The 17,842-nt window shown below is 31.5% G+C and carries 13 protein-coding genes and 1 pseudogene; 8 read left to right on the top strand and 6 right to left on the bottom strand.

Going from position 1 to position 17,842, the window contains the following annotated elements; all coding sequences use genetic code 11:
* The 5 genes and pseudogenes from C9E89_RS11915 to C9E89_RS11895 form a co-directional block, all read right to left on the bottom strand.
* Positions 1–1,340, bottom strand: a 1,340-nt coding sequence (locus C9E89_RS11915; RefSeq protein ID WP_107008555.1) for a site-specific integrase, incomplete at its 3' end; no start/stop codon positions are given.
* The gene (locus C9E89_RS11910) at positions 1,330–1,827 is read right to left on the bottom strand and encodes a hypothetical protein (protein ID WP_034680492.1); all 498 of its coding nucleotides are present in this window, start codon (positions 1,825–1,827) and stop codon (positions 1,330–1,332) included. The genes C9E89_RS11910 and C9E89_RS11915, both read right to left, overlap by 11 nt.
* Positions 1,811–4,057, bottom strand: coding sequence for a hypothetical protein (locus C9E89_RS11905; RefSeq protein WP_107008554.1), 2,247 nt, complete (start codon positions 4,055–4,057; stop codon positions 1,811–1,813). Before C9E89_RS11905 ends, C9E89_RS11910 begins: the two co-directional genes overlap by 17 nt.
* On the bottom strand, positions 4,054–6,309 hold the full coding sequence (locus C9E89_RS11900; protein WP_107008553.1) for a hypothetical protein: 2,256 nt from the start codon (positions 6,307–6,309) through the stop codon (positions 4,054–4,056). Before C9E89_RS11900 ends, C9E89_RS11905 begins: the two co-directional genes overlap by 4 nt.
* Before the next feature lie 294 nt (positions 6,310–6,603).
* A pseudogene (locus C9E89_RS11895) lies at positions 6,604–6,666 on the bottom strand (ATP-binding protein); the annotation flags it as partial.
* Between the two features lie 158 nt (positions 6,667–6,824).
* Here C9E89_RS11895 and C9E89_RS11890 point away from each other — a divergent pair.
* From C9E89_RS11890 to adeS, 8 genes are all read left to right on the top strand, one after another.
* Positions 6,825–7,535 (top strand): TnsA endonuclease N-terminal domain-containing protein, encoded by a 711-nt coding sequence (locus C9E89_RS11890; protein WP_038346575.1) that lies wholly within the window; start codon positions 6,825–6,827, stop codon positions 7,533–7,535.
* Positions 7,536–9,440 carry a Mu transposase C-terminal domain-containing protein gene (locus C9E89_RS11885; RefSeq protein ID WP_107008552.1) on the top strand — a complete coding sequence of 635 codons (1,905 nt, stop codon included), beginning with the start codon at positions 7,536–7,538 and terminating at the stop codon, positions 9,438–9,440.
* A 4-nt stretch (positions 9,441–9,444) separates the two neighbouring features.
* Positions 9,445–10,365, top strand: a complete 921-nt coding sequence (locus C9E89_RS11880) for a TniB family NTP-binding protein (RefSeq protein WP_020752720.1) — start codon at positions 9,445–9,447, stop codon at positions 10,363–10,365.
* A gap of 18 nt (positions 10,366–10,383) precedes the next feature.
* Positions 10,384–11,490, top strand: coding sequence for a TniQ family protein (locus C9E89_RS11875; protein WP_020752721.1), 1,107 nt, complete (start codon positions 10,384–10,386; stop codon positions 11,488–11,490).
* Positions 11,477–12,916: a hypothetical protein gene (locus tag C9E89_RS11870; protein WP_020752722.1), complete on the top strand. Its 1,440-nt coding sequence runs from the start codon at positions 11,477–11,479 to the stop codon at positions 12,914–12,916. Before C9E89_RS11875 ends, C9E89_RS11870 begins: the two co-directional genes overlap by 14 nt.
* A 71-nt stretch (positions 12,917–12,987) precedes the next feature.
* Positions 12,988–14,244, top strand: a complete 1,257-nt coding sequence (locus C9E89_RS11865) for a coiled-coil domain-containing protein (RefSeq protein ID WP_020752723.1) — start codon at positions 12,988–12,990, stop codon at positions 14,242–14,244.
* A 123-nt stretch (positions 14,245–14,367) separates the two neighbouring features.
* The gene (gene adeR, locus C9E89_RS11860) at positions 14,368–15,096 is read left to right on the top strand and encodes an efflux system response regulator transcription factor AdeR (RefSeq protein WP_020752724.1); all 729 of its coding nucleotides are present in this window, start codon (positions 14,368–14,370) and stop codon (positions 15,094–15,096) included.
* Positions 15,086–16,201 (top strand): two-component sensor histidine kinase AdeS, encoded by a 1,116-nt coding sequence (gene adeS, locus C9E89_RS11855; protein WP_107008550.1) that lies wholly within the window; start codon positions 15,086–15,088, stop codon positions 16,199–16,201. The genes adeR and adeS overlap by 11 nt, the downstream gene beginning before the upstream one ends.
* A 103-nt stretch (positions 16,202–16,304) precedes the next feature.
* Here adeS and aadT read toward each other — a convergent pair whose 3' ends face one another.
* Positions 16,305–17,819 carry a multidrug efflux MFS transporter AadT gene (gene aadT, locus C9E89_RS11850; RefSeq protein WP_020752726.1) on the bottom strand — a complete coding sequence of 505 codons (1,515 nt, stop codon included), beginning with the start codon at positions 17,817–17,819 and terminating at the stop codon, positions 16,305–16,307.
* Between the last annotated feature and the right edge of the window lie 23 nt (positions 17,820–17,842).

Here is a 17,842-nt window from a genome sequence, read left to right as displayed (position 1 = left end):
ATAATAATTTTGAAATTTTTTAAAAAAGTTTCTAATTCACATTTATCAATTTTCCCTAATTTGTAATCCTCAATAATTTCGTATAATTGCATTTCATCATATTCAGCATTCATTGAAGCTGTAGAGCTAATACAAGCATTTGTAATTCCAGCAAGTTCTATTACAGCTAAATGCAGATATGGAGAAAGTGAATCAATTTGAGAATGTCCTGTCCATTGTAGAACTTCTTGTTTTAAAACTTCGTCTGAAATTAGGTTCTTTCTAAATTCATCTGAATTATTTTTATTATGTTCTTTTATTAATGATTTGAATTTTTCTGTAATGAATCTATGACGAAATTGGTGAGCATGGGCAGGTGGGGAAATTTCTGCATCACGTGACCAATTATTTAAATAAGTGGTAAGAGTATCAGATGAAATTTTCTTTCCGGTAGTATGAGAAATAAAAACAAACCCATGATCTTTAATATTTTTATTATGAATTATTTTATTACGAATATTCCTAATATATCTAGAAATATTTAGTAAAAAGTTTTTAGGGACTGGTATCTTTCGATATGTAATCGAATCCCTACGTTTTAAAGTCCTTAAAGTAAGAAGAGGAACAGAATCATTACTATTCAAGGCATCATATACATCCTCTACTGTAAGAAATATAGCTTCACTTCTTCTAGCTCCAGTGATTTGAAAAAGATCTAGAATACAAAGATTTCTTAATACACACCCATAATTCATATTCTTTCTAATTTGTTCTCGTAATTTATTTATATTAGTTAATGAAATAGGGGACTGTGGGTTGCTTAATTGAGTAGTAGGAAAGGACAAATGAGTATATGAGTGAGTAGACTTATCTTTATATGGATTCTTCTTACGGTTTGCTTTTTTAGATAATAATAATTTAATTTGAAAATTATTGCCTACACCAATAAGGCTAGGTTTTGAATATAAATTTGATATAAAAATTAAAAAATCAATTGTCTGTTTTCCTATTCTTCTTATCTGACTACTACTTCTTTCATCTGAACTTAAAGAATGGATAAAATTGGTAAAGTGGTTATTAGTTAAATTAGTAAGTAAGCATTTATGGTTTAAGGCATAATAGAATTTAATAAAATGGCTAATCAAAGTTGCGTAAGTTAATAAACTTCCTCCATGTAAGGTGGATAGGTTTTGTTTGAAAAGGTGAAGCATATAAGCATTAGCTTCAAAACATGGAACGCCATTTGGATAAAATAAGAAAGGAATATTTTGTGCTTGTAAGAATATAGATTTTTCTTTTGTGAGTGAATAATAGTCAAAGATAGCTACATTATTTTGCAAAGAATAAACTTTATTTTTCATTAATGGTCCCCAAAATTTTTTCAATTTGGCGATTAACAACTATAAAGTCGTTTTGGATTTCTTTATTCTGACTCTGAATAGCATATTCTTGCAATTTTTCTTTTAAATACAACATTATACTCATTAACATTAAATTATTTTTGATAATTTGTTCGCTAGAGGCAATATTTGTGTGTAGTGGCTTAGATGCTTTTTTAGATATTGGTTTTGATTTTTTATTTAAAGAAATCAATTTCTTATATGCTGAGATTCTTAAATTATTAATATGGTTATAGCCTAGAAGATGGTATTTGTCACAATAGTATTTTTGAGTATTCAATGAGTATGAAAGAATACCTAAATTTTCATCTGAAAATTTAGCAAAATTTTTTTGTGTTCTTAGAATCTCAATAAAATTTCGTCTATCTTTTAAATATGCATAAGGTGAGTCATGAATCCTCTTTAACAAGTTAAGTTCAGCTTCTATATGCTTAGTTAATATTGTCATTTTCATTCACTATTAATATTAGTTTAAAAGAGCGAATACGATCTTCTTCTTTGCTATTAAAGAACATAGGTTTGATATCAATAATTGAACTAGATAAAAGGGTATAAAAGTATTCTTCTAATTCTTTTCTCGAAAGAGCACGATCATAATTTTCTGATATTTCTTCATATGATAAATAATCAAAATATCCAATTGAGAAATGTTCTTTTAAAAGTGGCTCTAATGCCTCAATATTTTGAATATAGGCAGCGTGTTCTTTAGGAAGAGCGAGGTGTTCAGCAATATATTGTGCTTTTACACCTGCTAGAACTTCACCTGGTGTAGTTTCGGTGATGTAGTTATAAACATGATCCATCCGCGTATGACCTAAAAATTTGCGTAAACTGTCTATACCGTTGAATGAATTTGCCCAAAAAAAGAGCATTGCGAAAAAGCGCCTTAGCTGATGTTGTCTAATGTAATATCTTTGTTGGATTTGACTTTCACTTATAATGATAGGGGTCTCAAAATAATCACAAAAGTAATCTAAATAGTGATTATGAGTAGTCTGGTTGATATAACCGAATGAAATACTGACAGGGTCTAAACTAGAAAGTAATGTTGGATTTTTAGCAAACTTAGGGAAATAATAAAGTAGTTTATGATTAAATTCCTGTAATTTATAAATAATTTTGGCAATTGAAGTTGGTATAGGAAGATTTAGTTCTTCCTTTAAGTCAATTCCACCTCCAGAGCCACTTTTTGCATTATTAAAGGTAAGATAGAATTCTGTTTGAGGAAATTTTTCAGGATCGATATTTGTAGGATATAAAGCATGCGTAGCTGATAATGAAAGGATTTCGCTCTGTCGTCGAGCCATAACTGTCCCGATTAAAATAGAAATACTGCCTATTAATAATTGATAAGCTTGAGGTAATCCAATATTTTTATTGTTAGAATTAACATCTAGAAATTCAAAAGTTGACCAAGTATTGATATCTAATTCCTTGAGTGGTCCTTTAATATAGTTTGGATACAATTTTTCTTTAAATAACACAAACTTAGGGGATTTTGAGCTTCTTAAACTTTCTACATCAATTATAATGTTATGAAAGGCATCCAGAATATAATCCATATATTTATGAACATATATAAAAGCATCTTGAAATGCTTTAAAAATAACTTTAGATGGTAAAGTCGTAGTTCTACTGTTACTAATATTTTCTACATGATTAAAAATAGATGCAAAGTCAATTTTAATACTTTTATATTTAATATTGCTAAGGCTAAAGGCCAAATTAATAGATTCAATAACTCTAACAATATGGAAAATTCTTGCTCTTGTTAAATTTTTGTTTTCAAAACTTTTTGTTGGAACGCTTGCATACTTCCTTCTTGAAGTACTGTGGTTTAAAGAAAGCTCATCTAAAATTTCAAAATGTAAATACTCATAAGCTAAAGTATTTTTATAAAGTTTATTAAATGTGGAACTATTAACTGTAGTTTTTAAAGAATTATTAGTTCTATAAGCATTTTTATTGTAAAGAAAAAATTTAGATTTTCTTAGTTGTTCTACTGAGAAATTTAAAGAATTTTCAGATGTAATATGAATATAGGGAAATTCTCTTTCAAATTCTTCTACATCATGGATATTTATTTTTTCGATATTATTAAGTAAGTATTGCCGTACAGTATTTTTGAAATCATAAATCCCTTCTTCTACTCCTGAAAGAGAAATATTGATTATTATATCTTTAAAAAATTCTGAATTTAGAGAATGTAATCCTCTTTTAGAAATTTTAACTTTTTTTGAGTTAAGGAGGATGGAATCAATTAAAGATAAATTTATATTTATTATCTGTAATAAACTTTTATTTTTAAGGGTTATTCCATTATTTAATTTAGGTGAAGTAGAAGTAGACAACCATAATTTAAAAATATTCAAAAAAGGCGAATCTACTAAGCGAATCTCATTATCAATATAAATTTTACTAAAATCTATTTTTTTTAGATTTTTGCTTCGCTCTATAAACCAAATATTGTCATCAAATTTACAATCTTTTAACCACGGGGGATTAAAGTAATCATAACTGAATGAAGGTATGACGGGGGATAATAATTTTGATATTTCAAGCTCGGCATTAATCTGTTCTTCTATAGATAGTGAAGTAGCTTTCTGGTAGAGAGAGTTTAAATAATGCTCATCGATTGAATAGAGGTTTTGAAGTTCTTTATTTGTTTGAGTAATCATTTTAACCATCCTATCTTTTTGACATCAATTGGATTATTAATAGCTGTTTGATACATTTCTAATATTTTTGCATCTAAATAAATGGCTGCTTGATTTGTTTCATTAGATTCTAGGCATAGTCTTATTTGAGAAATAACTAAAATTGCACATTGATACCATCTATAGATGAACTCAGGTATTTCAGTATTTTGAGTAAAGTTTTCAATAAATGAAATGATTGCTAAAAATACTTGAAGAATAGGAACAGAAATTGGGAAAACACCAATTTTCTGATTTTCATTGATTTTATTAATTCCAAATTTTCCATTTTGTATATGAGTAGGGATTTCACCGAAATGATGATTTCTCAAAAAATTATCAAGATCTGATTCTTTGATATCGATTGCATCAAATAGATACTCTGTGTCTTTTAGAGATTCATATATGAGAATATTTTGAAATATACGTATCCATCTATCTGTAAAGTAGTCCCATAAAGGTTTAGGTAAATAAGAACTGAGAAGTTTTACATCTAGCTTTGTATGCCCTAAAGCTGTTCGCATTTGATTTATTGAATTAGTTTTAAAGTAAACCAATACTCCAGATGTAGCTCTCAGCTTTGTAAGCGAAAAATTTTTAACTAAATTATCTAATCGCTCTAGTTGCTTTTTATCTAGATGAATGAGGGCTTCAGGACAAAAAAAGAGATCATTAAAATTTGAGAAGGTAACTGGTGTAGATGGGTTTAAAAATTTTTTTACCCGTTTAGGTAACATAAAAGGGCTCATAGTAAAAAGAAGCATAAATTCGTGATCTTTGTCAGCTATGCTTTTTAAATAGCTTCTAGCCAATGCAGTTACTTTTATAATAAGCCTTACTACAGCATAAGATTTTTCATTAAGTAAGATCTTCTGTAATGATGATTCACCTTTTCTCAGCTTATGAGAAACTATATAGGCGTTTTGATCTACTTCGATATAACCATAAGGTTTCCCATTTTTAAGATATCTCCAATTGACTAACCATGATTCCGTAATTTGAGGATGTTCCGCAATTAGAATCATAGTTAAAGCATAAATATCAACCAAATTCACACTGCCAAATAGCTTTCTTTTAAAAGCCATTTCGAGATGTTTCGTTTCTAAATAGATTGGGTGAATTAAATATCCTTCATATTTGAAAGGATGTTCTAAATATCTTTGTTGAATTTCTTTAAATTCATTATCACTATCGAAATAGTTATAGTTCTCTTCGATTATCGCTATTCTATGATTAGCGATAGTCATGCATGTATTAAAATCAGATTGGATATTGGAGTATATAATTTCTTTTGCAAGGTCATCTGTATAATGAAGCGGTATGTCTGTAATTAGTTTCTTGCTTATAATATTTCCGCCAACAATTTTCTTATTGGAGATCGCATTGCTAGTTTTAAATTGAGGAACAAATATTGTGAAATGAGGTTTTTCAAAAAATCCTGAATCCGCTAATTCTAAATAGGTATTAACAATAGCTCTCCACCTTTGATGAAAACTAACTAGACATTCTTTTCTTAGTAAACATTCAAGAACTAAAATATTGTAAAATTTGCTAAAAGTATCTGCGCAATTATATGCGTTTAAGCCTTCATTTAGTTTGTCGATATCACTAAAAAACTCTGTAAATAAGGAATGAAGTTTATTAAGGTTTGTAATATCACGACTGAATGTACTTTTTATCTTTGATAAAGCTATATTTTTTATTGTCTTGTGATAATTGTCGCAAAAACTTTCACCATACCGCAAATAGATGTTTCTTAGTGACAGATACATAGTATGATTATCTTGGGTAATAACTTTCCATCCATCGTAAAATTTCATTTTTTCATTATTAAAATATTTTTTTTCAAAAGAATTTTTAATTTCTAATAATTCTTTGGATATTGAATTATGGTGCAAATTAAGTGGGATGAAATCATCTTTTAAGAACGATAAGAATATCTCTTCAATTCTCTTTGAATATTTATATTTTAATGGAAGCGTTCCTTCTAGATAGAAGTAAATGAATCCTATAATATTTTTATATTCCTTTCTAATAAGTTCGGAGAATGACCTGCGTGTAAAACAGTTCCCATAGAATTTATTAACTTCATATAAATCTAAATAGATTTCAATAATTGTTAATTCTTGGTAAAGAGAATCAATATTAAAAAATATATTTTTTCTAAAAATTTCTGAATACCGAAATTTAATTCTATCTATATCGGTATAGTGTTGGATATGTTTTGTTTTCATACATTCTAAAGCCGTTTTTTTTGAAAATATTAAATTTTTTTCAGAAAATCAAGATTTTTTTTAAAAGGTAAGAAAATGATTATATTTAAAATAAATTACTTATTATTAATAATATTATTTTAAAATTTTAATTTTATATTGATTTTATTATTAGATAATAAATTTAATTATTTTAATTTAATATAAATATTTTTATTTTGAAGAAATAAAAAATAATCAAATATTTTATATAAGTATTTGAATTAAATAAATAAATTAAATTTGATAATGAGATTAAGTTAGGAAAATATCGGATTCATCTAAAAAAAGCACACCTAAATGTGCCAAAGTAATCTCTCCTGGTTTAGGGTGAGAACCCCTGTCATTTACAATAATAGAAGCTAGTGGCATTATATAAATTCAGCTAGTTGCATGTCGTTTTGTACAGAAATAAAAGCTAGTTTTTACAATAATAAGGGCTAGTAGATTACAAAACTACAATAATAGGGGCTAGTAGATTACTCTTGAGGTCTGATATGAAAAGAATAAGTGATGAATATAGTCCCGTTAGAAAAGCCCAAACCGTTTACGGAAGTATTTCGGGGAATTACTCTTTTAGGGGAGAAAAAACGATTTGGTTTGAATCCACTTTGGAGCGTGATTTTCTTTTTAAGCAAGAATATAACAGTAATGTTATTGATGTGGTTGAACAGCCTATTTCTATTCCTTATATAACTGAATTAGGAAATGAATCGGTATATACCCCTGATTATTTGGTGCAATTTTCAAGTGCAATTTATAATGATATTGATTTCTTTCCTGCACCATTATTGATTGAAATTAAGCCTAGAAAAAAATTAAAGGAAGATTGGAATACCCTTAGACCAAAATTTAGGGCAGCTTATGCTTTAGCTTCTGAAAAGGCATGGAAATTCAAAATTATTGATGAGTCTCGTTTGTATGATCAATATTGGGAAAATATCAATTTTTTAAAAAGATTCAGACGTTCTCATGTTGATGAGGTAGATCAGAGAGTATTAATTGAAACTTTATTAAAACTAGGCTTTTCAACAGTTAATCAATTGCCTGCTTATATTTTTAAAGATGAAAAAAATGTATTAAAGGCTATTCGCCAAATATGGGTTTTAATTTCAAAAAATATACTTGCTTGCGATCTATATAACCCTTTTACTACTGAAACTGTTATTTGGGTAAATGATGGCTCTAAAGCACAAGGAGTTATTTAAATGATACAGGATGATTCAGTAAAGATTGATAGAAAACGCCTAGTTATTAAACCAAATGCAATTGTTGGTTATAAAGGTAATAAATATAAAATTATCAATATTTTAAATGCAAAAGATGTCGTGATTGCAAATTTGGAATCTGCTCGAAGTTTACAAGTGAACATAAGGGAATTATCTGTTTTAAGTGAAGATAATTCTAAGCTTAACCAAGGTGAGGATATTTCTGCTGAGTCATGGCAAATCGCTTTAGATCATTATGAAATTATTAGGGAACTCATTGACTATTCCACAGTTGAGGCGGTTAAGAAGACTGCAAGTGAACATAATCTTCATGTAAATACTATTTGGAAATGGCTTAAAGCTTACCGAGAAAACAAGTCTATCTTAGCTTTAGTCCCAAAAAAACGTGGTTGGACAACAGAAAAAACAAGGTTGTCGCCTGAATTAAATCATATTATTCAACAAGCGATCCATACTAAGTATTTAACAAGTTTAAAGCCAAGTGTTGCCAAAACAATTTTGGAAGTGAAGCTTGAGTGCTTCAAAAGAAAAATTGAACCACCTCATGACAATACGATTCGCTATAGAATTGAAGCCCTTAATGGCTATGAAGTGACTAAGGCAAGATACGGAAAAAAGGCTGCTAAAGATAAGTATGAAGCATCAGCAGGGACTTTTCCGAATGCAGACTATCCTTTGGCGTATGTGCAGATTGATCACACTCCTTTAGATATAGAAATCGTTGATGAACAATACCGTGAAACAATAGGCAAGGCATATTTGACATTAGCAATTGATGTTTTTAGTAGAATGATTGTTGGTTATTACCTTTCTTTAGAAGCTCCAAGTGCAACATCGGTAGCAATGTGTATTTCATCAGCCATTATTTCAAAGAAAAGAAAACTGCTTGAGTTAGATGTGGATGGTGAGTGGGATATCGAAGGTATTATGGATTCAGTCCATTCTGATAATGGTTCTGATTTTAGAACAAACCATCTGCATAAAGCATGTCTAAAGTACGATATTAATTGGGAGTATCGACCTATTGGTGGTGCAAAATATGGTGGGCATATTGAGCGTTTACTTGGAATCGTAAATCTTGAAATGCATGTTTTAGATGGAACGACTAAATCTAATATTTTTGAAAAAGGAACTTATGATTCCGCTAAGAATGCTTGTTTAACACTTCGTGAATTAGAACATTACATCGTCTATTGGATTGTAAATGTTTATCATAAAAGCAAGCATTCAATACTTGAAATTCCGCCACAACAAATGTGGGAAGAGGGTATTTGGGGAACAAAATTTAAAGTTGGTACTGGTTTAAAAGAAAGGGTTGCGGATGAAGCAACACTATTTTTGGATTTCGCCCCTGAATTTGAATCAACCATTCAAAGAACGGGCGTAAAAAAAGATAAACTTTTTTATTTTGCTGATTGTTTAAGACCTTGGATCAATGCGATTGATCCAACTGACGATGAGAAAAAGCGTAAAAGAAAGTTTATTTTTAAAAGAGATCCTCGTGATATTTCAATGATTTGGTTTTATGAACCGAATACAAATACATATTTTAAAGTACCTACAGCCAAACGTGAAATTCCATCAATCGGATTGCATGAATATAGACAAGTCCAAGCATATCTTAAGAGTGAGCGATTAGATACAGTTGATCAAGATGCTATTTACAGAGCAATTATTTATCTCCGTGAAAAAGTAGATCAAGCCGTGACTTTAACTAAAAAGCAACGCCGAATGAATCAAAGAAAAAAAGAGAATGGTAAGATAGTTGCTGCACTACACCATGAAAATAAAAATAATTCAGTTATCCATACAAATGTAGATGCTCCAAAGTCACAAAATAGTTTATGGGATCAAAATTTAACTGCTTTTGACGATTTGAGGTAAGACCATGAAACAATATGATTACCTTGCTGAGCATGTCCTTGACACTATGATTCTTAGTGATGCTGAAAGAATTAATATTCTTTATGAGGATCGGTGGATTGGTTATCAGAAAGCAATTGCAGTTTTGAATACACTGACTGATATTTTGAAACGACCTAGAAAATTAAGACCAGAATGTCTTTTAATTGTTGGTGATTCAAATATGGGAAAAACTAAGATTATTCATGAGTTTGCAAAAGAATACTATACTAAGAGAGTTGATGATATGGACATGCAGCTTATGTCATTGACTAAACCAGTCATTCCTATTCAAGCCCCTGCTAGGGCAAATGTAAAAGATTTATATATTAATATCTTAGATCATTTTTTTGTCCCTTTTCGTGTCACTGATCCTGAAAGCAAATTAAGGTATCAAGCAACCCATCTACTGCGTAAATATGAAACCAAAATGTTAATTATTGATGAGTTGCATAATTGTTTAAGTGGGAGTGCTAGGCAACGGCAAGAAGTGATGAATACACTTAAAACGCTAAGCAATGAACTTAGTATGAATATCATTGGTGTTGGTACTCGTGATGCATCTCTTATTCTTCATACGGATACTCAGTATGCCAGTCGCTTTGAAATTATAGATTTGCCTTTATGGAAATTGGATGCGGATTTTTTAAGACTTCTTTTAAGTTATGTTCGCTTACTTCCCCTAAAAAAATTATCAAACTTGGCATCACAAGAAATTGCGACCTTACTCTATGAAATTTCAGGTGGTAATTTTGGTGATTTAAATCGTTTATTGGTGGAATGTGCAAAAGAAGCAATATTGACTGGTAAAGAAGAAATTACCCTCGAAATTGTTAAAAAATTCAAGTGGCTTAAACCAACAGAGGGTGCTCGTAATATTCGCACTATTCAGCTTAATTCTATTTAGTATTATTGAGGGTGTAATATGCCTAATTATGCTCAAAATTGGTTTATACATACCCCCATTGAACAAGGTGAAGTATTATCATCATGGCTCATTCGTTCAGCCTTAGACATGGGATGTTCCCCTTTAACACTTATAGAAGCATTGTGGGGTAGATGGAGAGCATTAACGATTGATCTTGATCGAGGTATGACGGAAGATCGGCTTGAATTATTATTTGTACATTCTTTTGATGATAAACAAAAAATTTTGAAAACAATGCTAACTAATGTGGCTCCCTATCTAGTTAAGAGTTCAAATAGTGGATGGGTTTTAAGTTTAGGTCAGCGTAGTAGATCAAATTTTTCAGGTCGGCAGGTGTGTACTCAATGTTTTGAAAGTGATGGTAGATCAGCTTATTTACGGTTAATGTGGCGAATGGGGTGGCATTGTTGTTGTGAAAAACATCAAATAAATTTAATTGATCATTGTCCGAATTGCGGTGTAGTCATTCAGCCATTTAAAATAGATTTAGAGCATGGATCATTAGCAGTATGTTTCTCATGCCATTTTAATTTGACTTTATATCAGCCACAACCTAGCAATATTCAAATTTTAGATTTTCAAAAAAATGCAGATAACGTTTTAAAACAAGGCTCAGGTTTATATAATAATCAAAATATTTCAGCTACCGAATGGTTTGCGATTGCTCGTGCATGGATAAGTGAAATCAGATTACTTGTAGATACAGATAATATTCAACTTATTGAAATGTTTAAGAGCTTTGGTATAAATTTAAATACCATAACTCCTTTCACACCAATTGCTTTCGAATATTTAAATACAAACGAACGTATAATTTTGCTTTCCATCTTGAATGAAATTATGAAAATCCCATGTGAGTTGATTATTGACCGCTCTTATGAGTACGGGATTAGTAGTGCAAATTTTTGGGATAAGCGTAAAAAACTACCGATTCAACTTCAACAAATGAAATCAGCAATGATCAAGCCTATAAGAGTATATGCTTTACAACGTGTGAGTTCTCATAATGGAAAACCAAAAGCAAAAAAAACCGTGCAACGTAAGTGGCTTAATTTGTTAAGAAAATCAAGAAAGAAACGGAGTCATAAGCTTGGCGGAGATTAATATTGAGCAGTTATGTAATGGGTGTGAAAAATCAGTTACCCAACTAAAAAAAAGATATAAAGGGAAAAAATATTGCTCAACTTGTTATGCTCGAATTTTTAAAAAATGTCTTTGCCCAAAATGTGGGTTATCTGCTCGATTACCTAAAAATGATGATCAAGCGATCTGTAATGAATGTATTAAAAAACAACCTTGTATAAGATGCAATCAAGTTAACAGACCGATAGGAACGCTTACAGAGTATGGGGTCGTTTGTAATAGTTGTTCTGTTTATTTTAGAGAGGTTGAACGATGTGAGCGATGCAATGTTCAATCGCAAAAATTAACGAAAATATCACGCTTTAATGATGACCTCAGAGTTTGTCCGAAATGTTCAACAAGGGATTATGAAACATGTCCTTCATGTCATAAATATCGCTTGTTAGAGTTAGATGAAAAAGGAAATAAAGTTTGTAAAAAATGTATAACTCAACCGAATAAACCTTGTATTGAATGTAAAACGATGATCTCAGCAGGATGCGGTGATCTATGTGATGATTGCTACTGGATTAAAAATCTATGGTCAAAGTTCCATCAAAATATTTATTTGTTCGAGTCATCTTTTTTAAAAAAACAATATGAAAACTACGTGCTTTGGTTGGTCGATTTAGTTGGAGCACATCAAGCAGCTTTGTATTTGAATAAACATACTCATTTTTTTATTAAAACAGAAATGTTATGGGAGAGTAATATTCCTGATGCAGACCAATTATTGTTGACTTTACGGACGAGTGGACTTAGAAAGTTTGAATTAGTAACACAGTGGCTCGATCAAATGCATGGGGTAAAAATCTCAACTATAAATAAAAATGAATGTTCTGAGATAGATCAAGCCAATAAGTTGATTGATCAGTTACCGCAGCCCTCATTGGCTTTTGATGTTGTATTTGCTTATAAGCAAAAGCTCGATGAAAAAATGCATCAAGGAAAAACATCTGCTCGATCTGTAAGGCTTGCAATGAAGCCTGCTGTTGCATTGATGTTATCTATTCAGGATAAGCAATTACTGCCAGATTTGGCAAAAGTAAAAGCTTATTTAAATGAGTATTCAGGTCAGGCTGCTGCATTAACAGGGTTTATTAATTTCTTAAACGATCAATATGATACGGATATTGATTATATTTCCTTAAAGCATTCTAACTTCATAAAAGAAGCAAGTAAGCGGAAATTGGAAAAAGAATTGATCTCGATGCTCAGCCCAAATACTGATTTCAATGTCATGGTATGGGTGAAAAATGGCTTACAACTATTCCATGAGATGAGTTATCAGGATTCATTGAAGATCAAGTTGGAAATGATCGTTGAAATAAAAGATGGCTATAATGTTTTGTACAATAACCAAAATTATTGGTTGCCTAAGAACATTGATCCATCTTTTAAAAAGTAAGTCTAAAGTTTCAATACTTCGATATATAATTTAGTTTAATATTTTGATAATTCATTAATTAAGAGAAAAAAATGGGCTTAAAGGATTTGCTTGGTCTGAAAGAAAGTGATGAAAAAAAACTACGTGAAGGATTAGCACAACTTAGGGCTTTAAATGATCATTTATCATCCATGTATTCTTTGAGGTCTGACTTAAGAGATTTAACAGATAATCGGCATACTGTTAGTTCACTTTTACAAGGTGAATTAGATAAGATTAAAGCTCACCAACAAAGTTTAATTAATAAAACGAATGAGTTATCTCAACTAAAAGCCAAATTAGATGAGTCTCTAATTGCTATTGAAAAAATTCAATCTGTTTTAGCTAATGATGAAAATGGTAGTTCTATTTATTCTCGTATATTAGAAGTAACCAATGAAGATAATCTAGATATTTTGGAAGTTGAGTCCGAAAAAATTCACACAGCTTATAGTCAATTATTTGATCGAAATGGTGAGGATACTTCTAAAGTTGATCGAGTAAATTATGTAATTGATAAAATTTTAGATCAATATGACAAATTGTTTGATGAACTAAATGATAATGGTGAAACGAAAGTTAAAGAATACGAAAGAAAAATTAATGAGTTAGTTGCATACTATGACGATTTATTTATTTCTGATGATCCTGATAATAAAAGTAAAAATGAGCAGATAAATTTTCAGTTATCGAGAGTCCAAAATTTTTATGACAAAATTTATGGTAATGAAGAAAAAAACATTACTGCATTAAGTGAAGATTTGGATAAAAGGTTAGAAAATTTAAAAAATGTTGAGGAGCGAGCAAAATCAGTTATTGGATTATCAAGTGAAGCAGGGCTTGCAGGTGGTTTTGTTGTAAAAGGACAAGAAGCCAAAAAAGGACAATTCATCAGTATTATTGTATTTGTATTAGTTGTATTAGCAATTTTTGGATTTAATTTTTATTTGTTTGATAAATCAGATTTTTTGAATATGAAGTGGGATACATTCTTATTCAAATTATTGATCAACGCACCTTTGATTTGGATTGCAACAATTGCGAATATAAATTTAAATCGTTTTTCTAAATTAGAGCAAGAATATTCTCATAAAGAAGCATTGGCTAAATCTTATGAACGGTACAAAACAGAAATTCAAGAGCTTGAAAAGTTAGGAGTTACTGGTTCAGAGGAGCTTAAATTAAAACTTTTAGAAATCAATCTTGAAGCATTTAAAGTTAACCCTGCGGAACATTCTGATAAAGCTAAGCCTGATTTCTCTATATGGGATTTGATTCAGAAGAAAAAAGATGAGAAACCTAGTGAGTAATTGAAGCTCAGGTACATTTTTCTCAATGTATTGGGTAAGCAGAAGTAGAATTCAGTTATTCTGAAATTTACAATTCAAACTGTTAAACTATTTACTTACCAAGATTTTATCCGAATAACTTGTATGTATCAGAACTTACAACATAGCTTTGAAAATAGCGTAATTCTCGTTGTAGAAGATGATTATGATATTGGTGACATTCTTGAAAAATACATAAAAAATGAAAACATGAAGGTCATCCGTGCATTGGATGGACAACAAGCTTTAGAGTGCTTAAAAGCCAACTCTATAGACCTGATTCTCCTTGATATTAAATTACCCAAACTAAATGGCTGGGAAATTCTACAAATCATCCGTCAAACAAGTCATTTACCTGTCATTATGCTGACTGCCTTAGATGATCAAGTGAATAAGATCATGGGGCTAAAAATGGGTGCTGATGATTTTATTATTAAACCATTTAACCCAAATGAAGTGATTGCGCGAATACAAGCCGTACTTAGACGAAGTACAAGCCAAAATACGGAAATAACTAATATTATTCGTTATAAAAATATTGAAATTAATCCAGATCATCATCAAGTTTACATTTCAAATGGTCAAAGAAATCAGCTGCTCAACCTTACGTTAACTGAGTATAAGATACTGGTTTTGATGGCAAAAACACCAAATAAAGTCTTTACACGCAATGAATTGATCCAAAACTGTATGCCTGAAAGTGATGCTTTAGATCGCACTGTAGATAGCCATATCAGCAAATTACGCAAAAAACTTGAAGAAAATTATGTAAATGGTTTATTAATCAATGTCCGTGGCGTGGGGTATCGCTTAGATCAAAATCATGAAATTTAACTTTTTTAAAAATTCAGTTGGAATTAACTTCCAGTTTATTATCATGATGAGCCTACTCAATTTAGGCATTACGCTGTTATCTTTCATGATTGGCTATTTTGTTTATAGCTGGGCGATAAAAATAGGTTTTCTAAATACGCAAGTTATTAATTCAAATGAATTTTCAGTTACCTATGTTGACTTTATCTGGCTGTTTTTAGTGCTATTAACAGGCTTTTTTCTTTCTACTATCCTCGCCTTTAAATATGGAAAACGCTATACACAGCCAATTAGTGATTTAGCAGATGTTATTCAACAAATTCAACAAGGTAATTTAGCACTCAGAATTAAACAGCCACATCATGATATTCCACATGAAATCAAGTCCCTTATTGAGAACTTCAATGAAATGGCAAACCAACTTGAAGTATCAGTTAAGAATTCAACTGTTTGGAATGCTGCAATTGCACATGAATTACGAACACCTGTGACAATATTACAAGGTCGCTTGCAAGGTATTGTCGATGGTATATTTATTGCCGATCAAGCTTTACACCTAAGCTTATTGAACCAAGTCGAAGGCTTATCTTACCTTGTGGAAGATTTACGGACACTGACACTTATTGAAAATAAACAATTACGTTTAGAACTAGAAAAGACCAATTTAAAAGATAGTATTGAAAAATGTCTGCAGATGTTTAATGAACGGTTTCAGGTTAAAGGTTTAACTATTATTTTAAATTTGACGGATAAATTGGTTTGCGTTGATATAAGAAGGATGGAACAAGTCTTTATTGCATTATTTTCTAATTTTCTAAGATATTCGAATGCTGGACAAATCAATATTACAACGATGGCCACAGCAGAACATTGGCTATTAATGTTTGAAGATGAAGGTCCTGGTATTGATGAATCGCATCTTGCACATCTGTTCAAGCCATTCTATCGTCTGGAAGACTCTAGATCACGTCTAGATGGCGGTACTGGATTAGGCTTGGCAGTGATTGATGCAATTATTGAAGCACACCAAGGTCATATTTATTATTCTAAATCCAAAAACTTAGGTGGCAGCTGTTTTACTATTCAACTAAATCGTATAAATCGTAAGACATCAACTCATTTATAATGTGTTAAGTTCAGATCAATACGGCTTCATTTAAACCATAAATTTAAGATAAATTGATGTCTGAACTTAACCATTCTGTTTGATGATCCTCAAATAAATTTCATTACAATGAATTCTCATCTCGATATTTCGCTAGCATAAAAAATACCACAATGGAGAGTATGCCGATGATAATCCCTGCTGTTAATAATAAATTAACATGAGCTGAACTGAAGGCAATTTTACCTGCGTTAATCAATGCTGTACCTTGTTCAACGGGTAACTGGCTCGCCACTAAATAGGTATCACCAATCGATAGTCTGGCTTTTTCTGCTAAAACAGCAGTTAAATCTGACGGCACTTGAAGATGACTGCCAAATATATAGGCCATGAAAACACCAAATAAAGTAATACCTAGTCCTGTACCCAGTTCATAACCTGTACTTTCAAGTGAACCTGCCGCACCGCCCTTTTCTGCAGGTACTGAGCCCATGATCGCAATGGATGAAGCTGTTAAACCGATACTTAGAGTGAGTCCAATTGAAGCTAAAATAAAGGGAACAATAATTCCCGGATGATGAAAATCTGAATAACTCAAACTGATCAACGCAATTGCTGCCAATATTAATGAAAATGTTGCAACTAGACGCAGTCCGAATTTATTAGATAAAAATCCAGCAATAGGCCCACCAATAGCAGCAGCAACCATAATCGGAACCATAAAAAGACCAGCTTGTAGTGGTGTTAAACGAATGACATATTGCAGCTCCATCGCTAAGGTTAATTCCACACCTGCCAAAGCGCCTGCAGCAACCATTGCCATAATAATGCCTGCTAAAATAGCAGGGCGTGAAAATAGTGAAAGATCTAGCATCGGTTGAGGAGAATTCAGCTGTTTGCGTACAAATATGGTTAATAATCCAATAGAAAAAATGACTAAAGGAAGGACAATTAACAACGACTGTTTACCGCCTAAGCCTGCTTTGAGCGCATATACAAATGAAACCAAACCGAAAATTAGCAATAGCGCCTGACCAAATGCCCAATGTCCAGAGGTTACAGCTTCATTTTTGGATAATAAGAAATAGCACATTGGGGCGACAACTAACATGATTGGGACATTAATGAGGAAAACTGAACCCCACCAGAAATATTCTAACAATCCACCACCAATGAGCGGTCCAATGGCGGCACCGGCTGATCCGATTGTGCCCCAAATACCCAGCGCAATGGCACGTTCGCGACTGTCTTCGAAGGTTCTGCGAATAATACCCAATACACAGGGCATAATCATGGCACCGCCTAATGCTAATAAAGCACGTGCGGCAATCAGCATAGAAGCCGTTTGGGAAAATGCCGCAAGGACTGAGGCAATTCCAAATATAACCAAGCCAATCAGCAGAATCTTACGATTGCCGACACGATCAGCCAAAGTTCCCATCGGAACTAAAAGTCCAGCCATAAGTAATGGATAAATATCAATAATCCATAAGACTTGGTTGCTTGAGGCACTCAATGATTGGGTTAATGATGGAACCGCAACATGCAGTACAGTCATATCAATCACAATCGGCAGAAATGCAAGCACGACAGCGAGCAATATCCACCAGCGTTTCGGATCAAGATTCGTAGCTTTCATGATCAAACCTATATTGATGGTTT

The organism is Acinetobacter sichuanensis (assembly GCF_003024515.2).
GTDB lineage: Bacteria > Pseudomonadota > Gammaproteobacteria > Pseudomonadales > Moraxellaceae > Acinetobacter > Acinetobacter sichuanensis.
The sequence above is the reverse complement of the archived record's forward strand: the minus strand, read 5'-3'. Positions and strand labels throughout refer to the sequence as shown.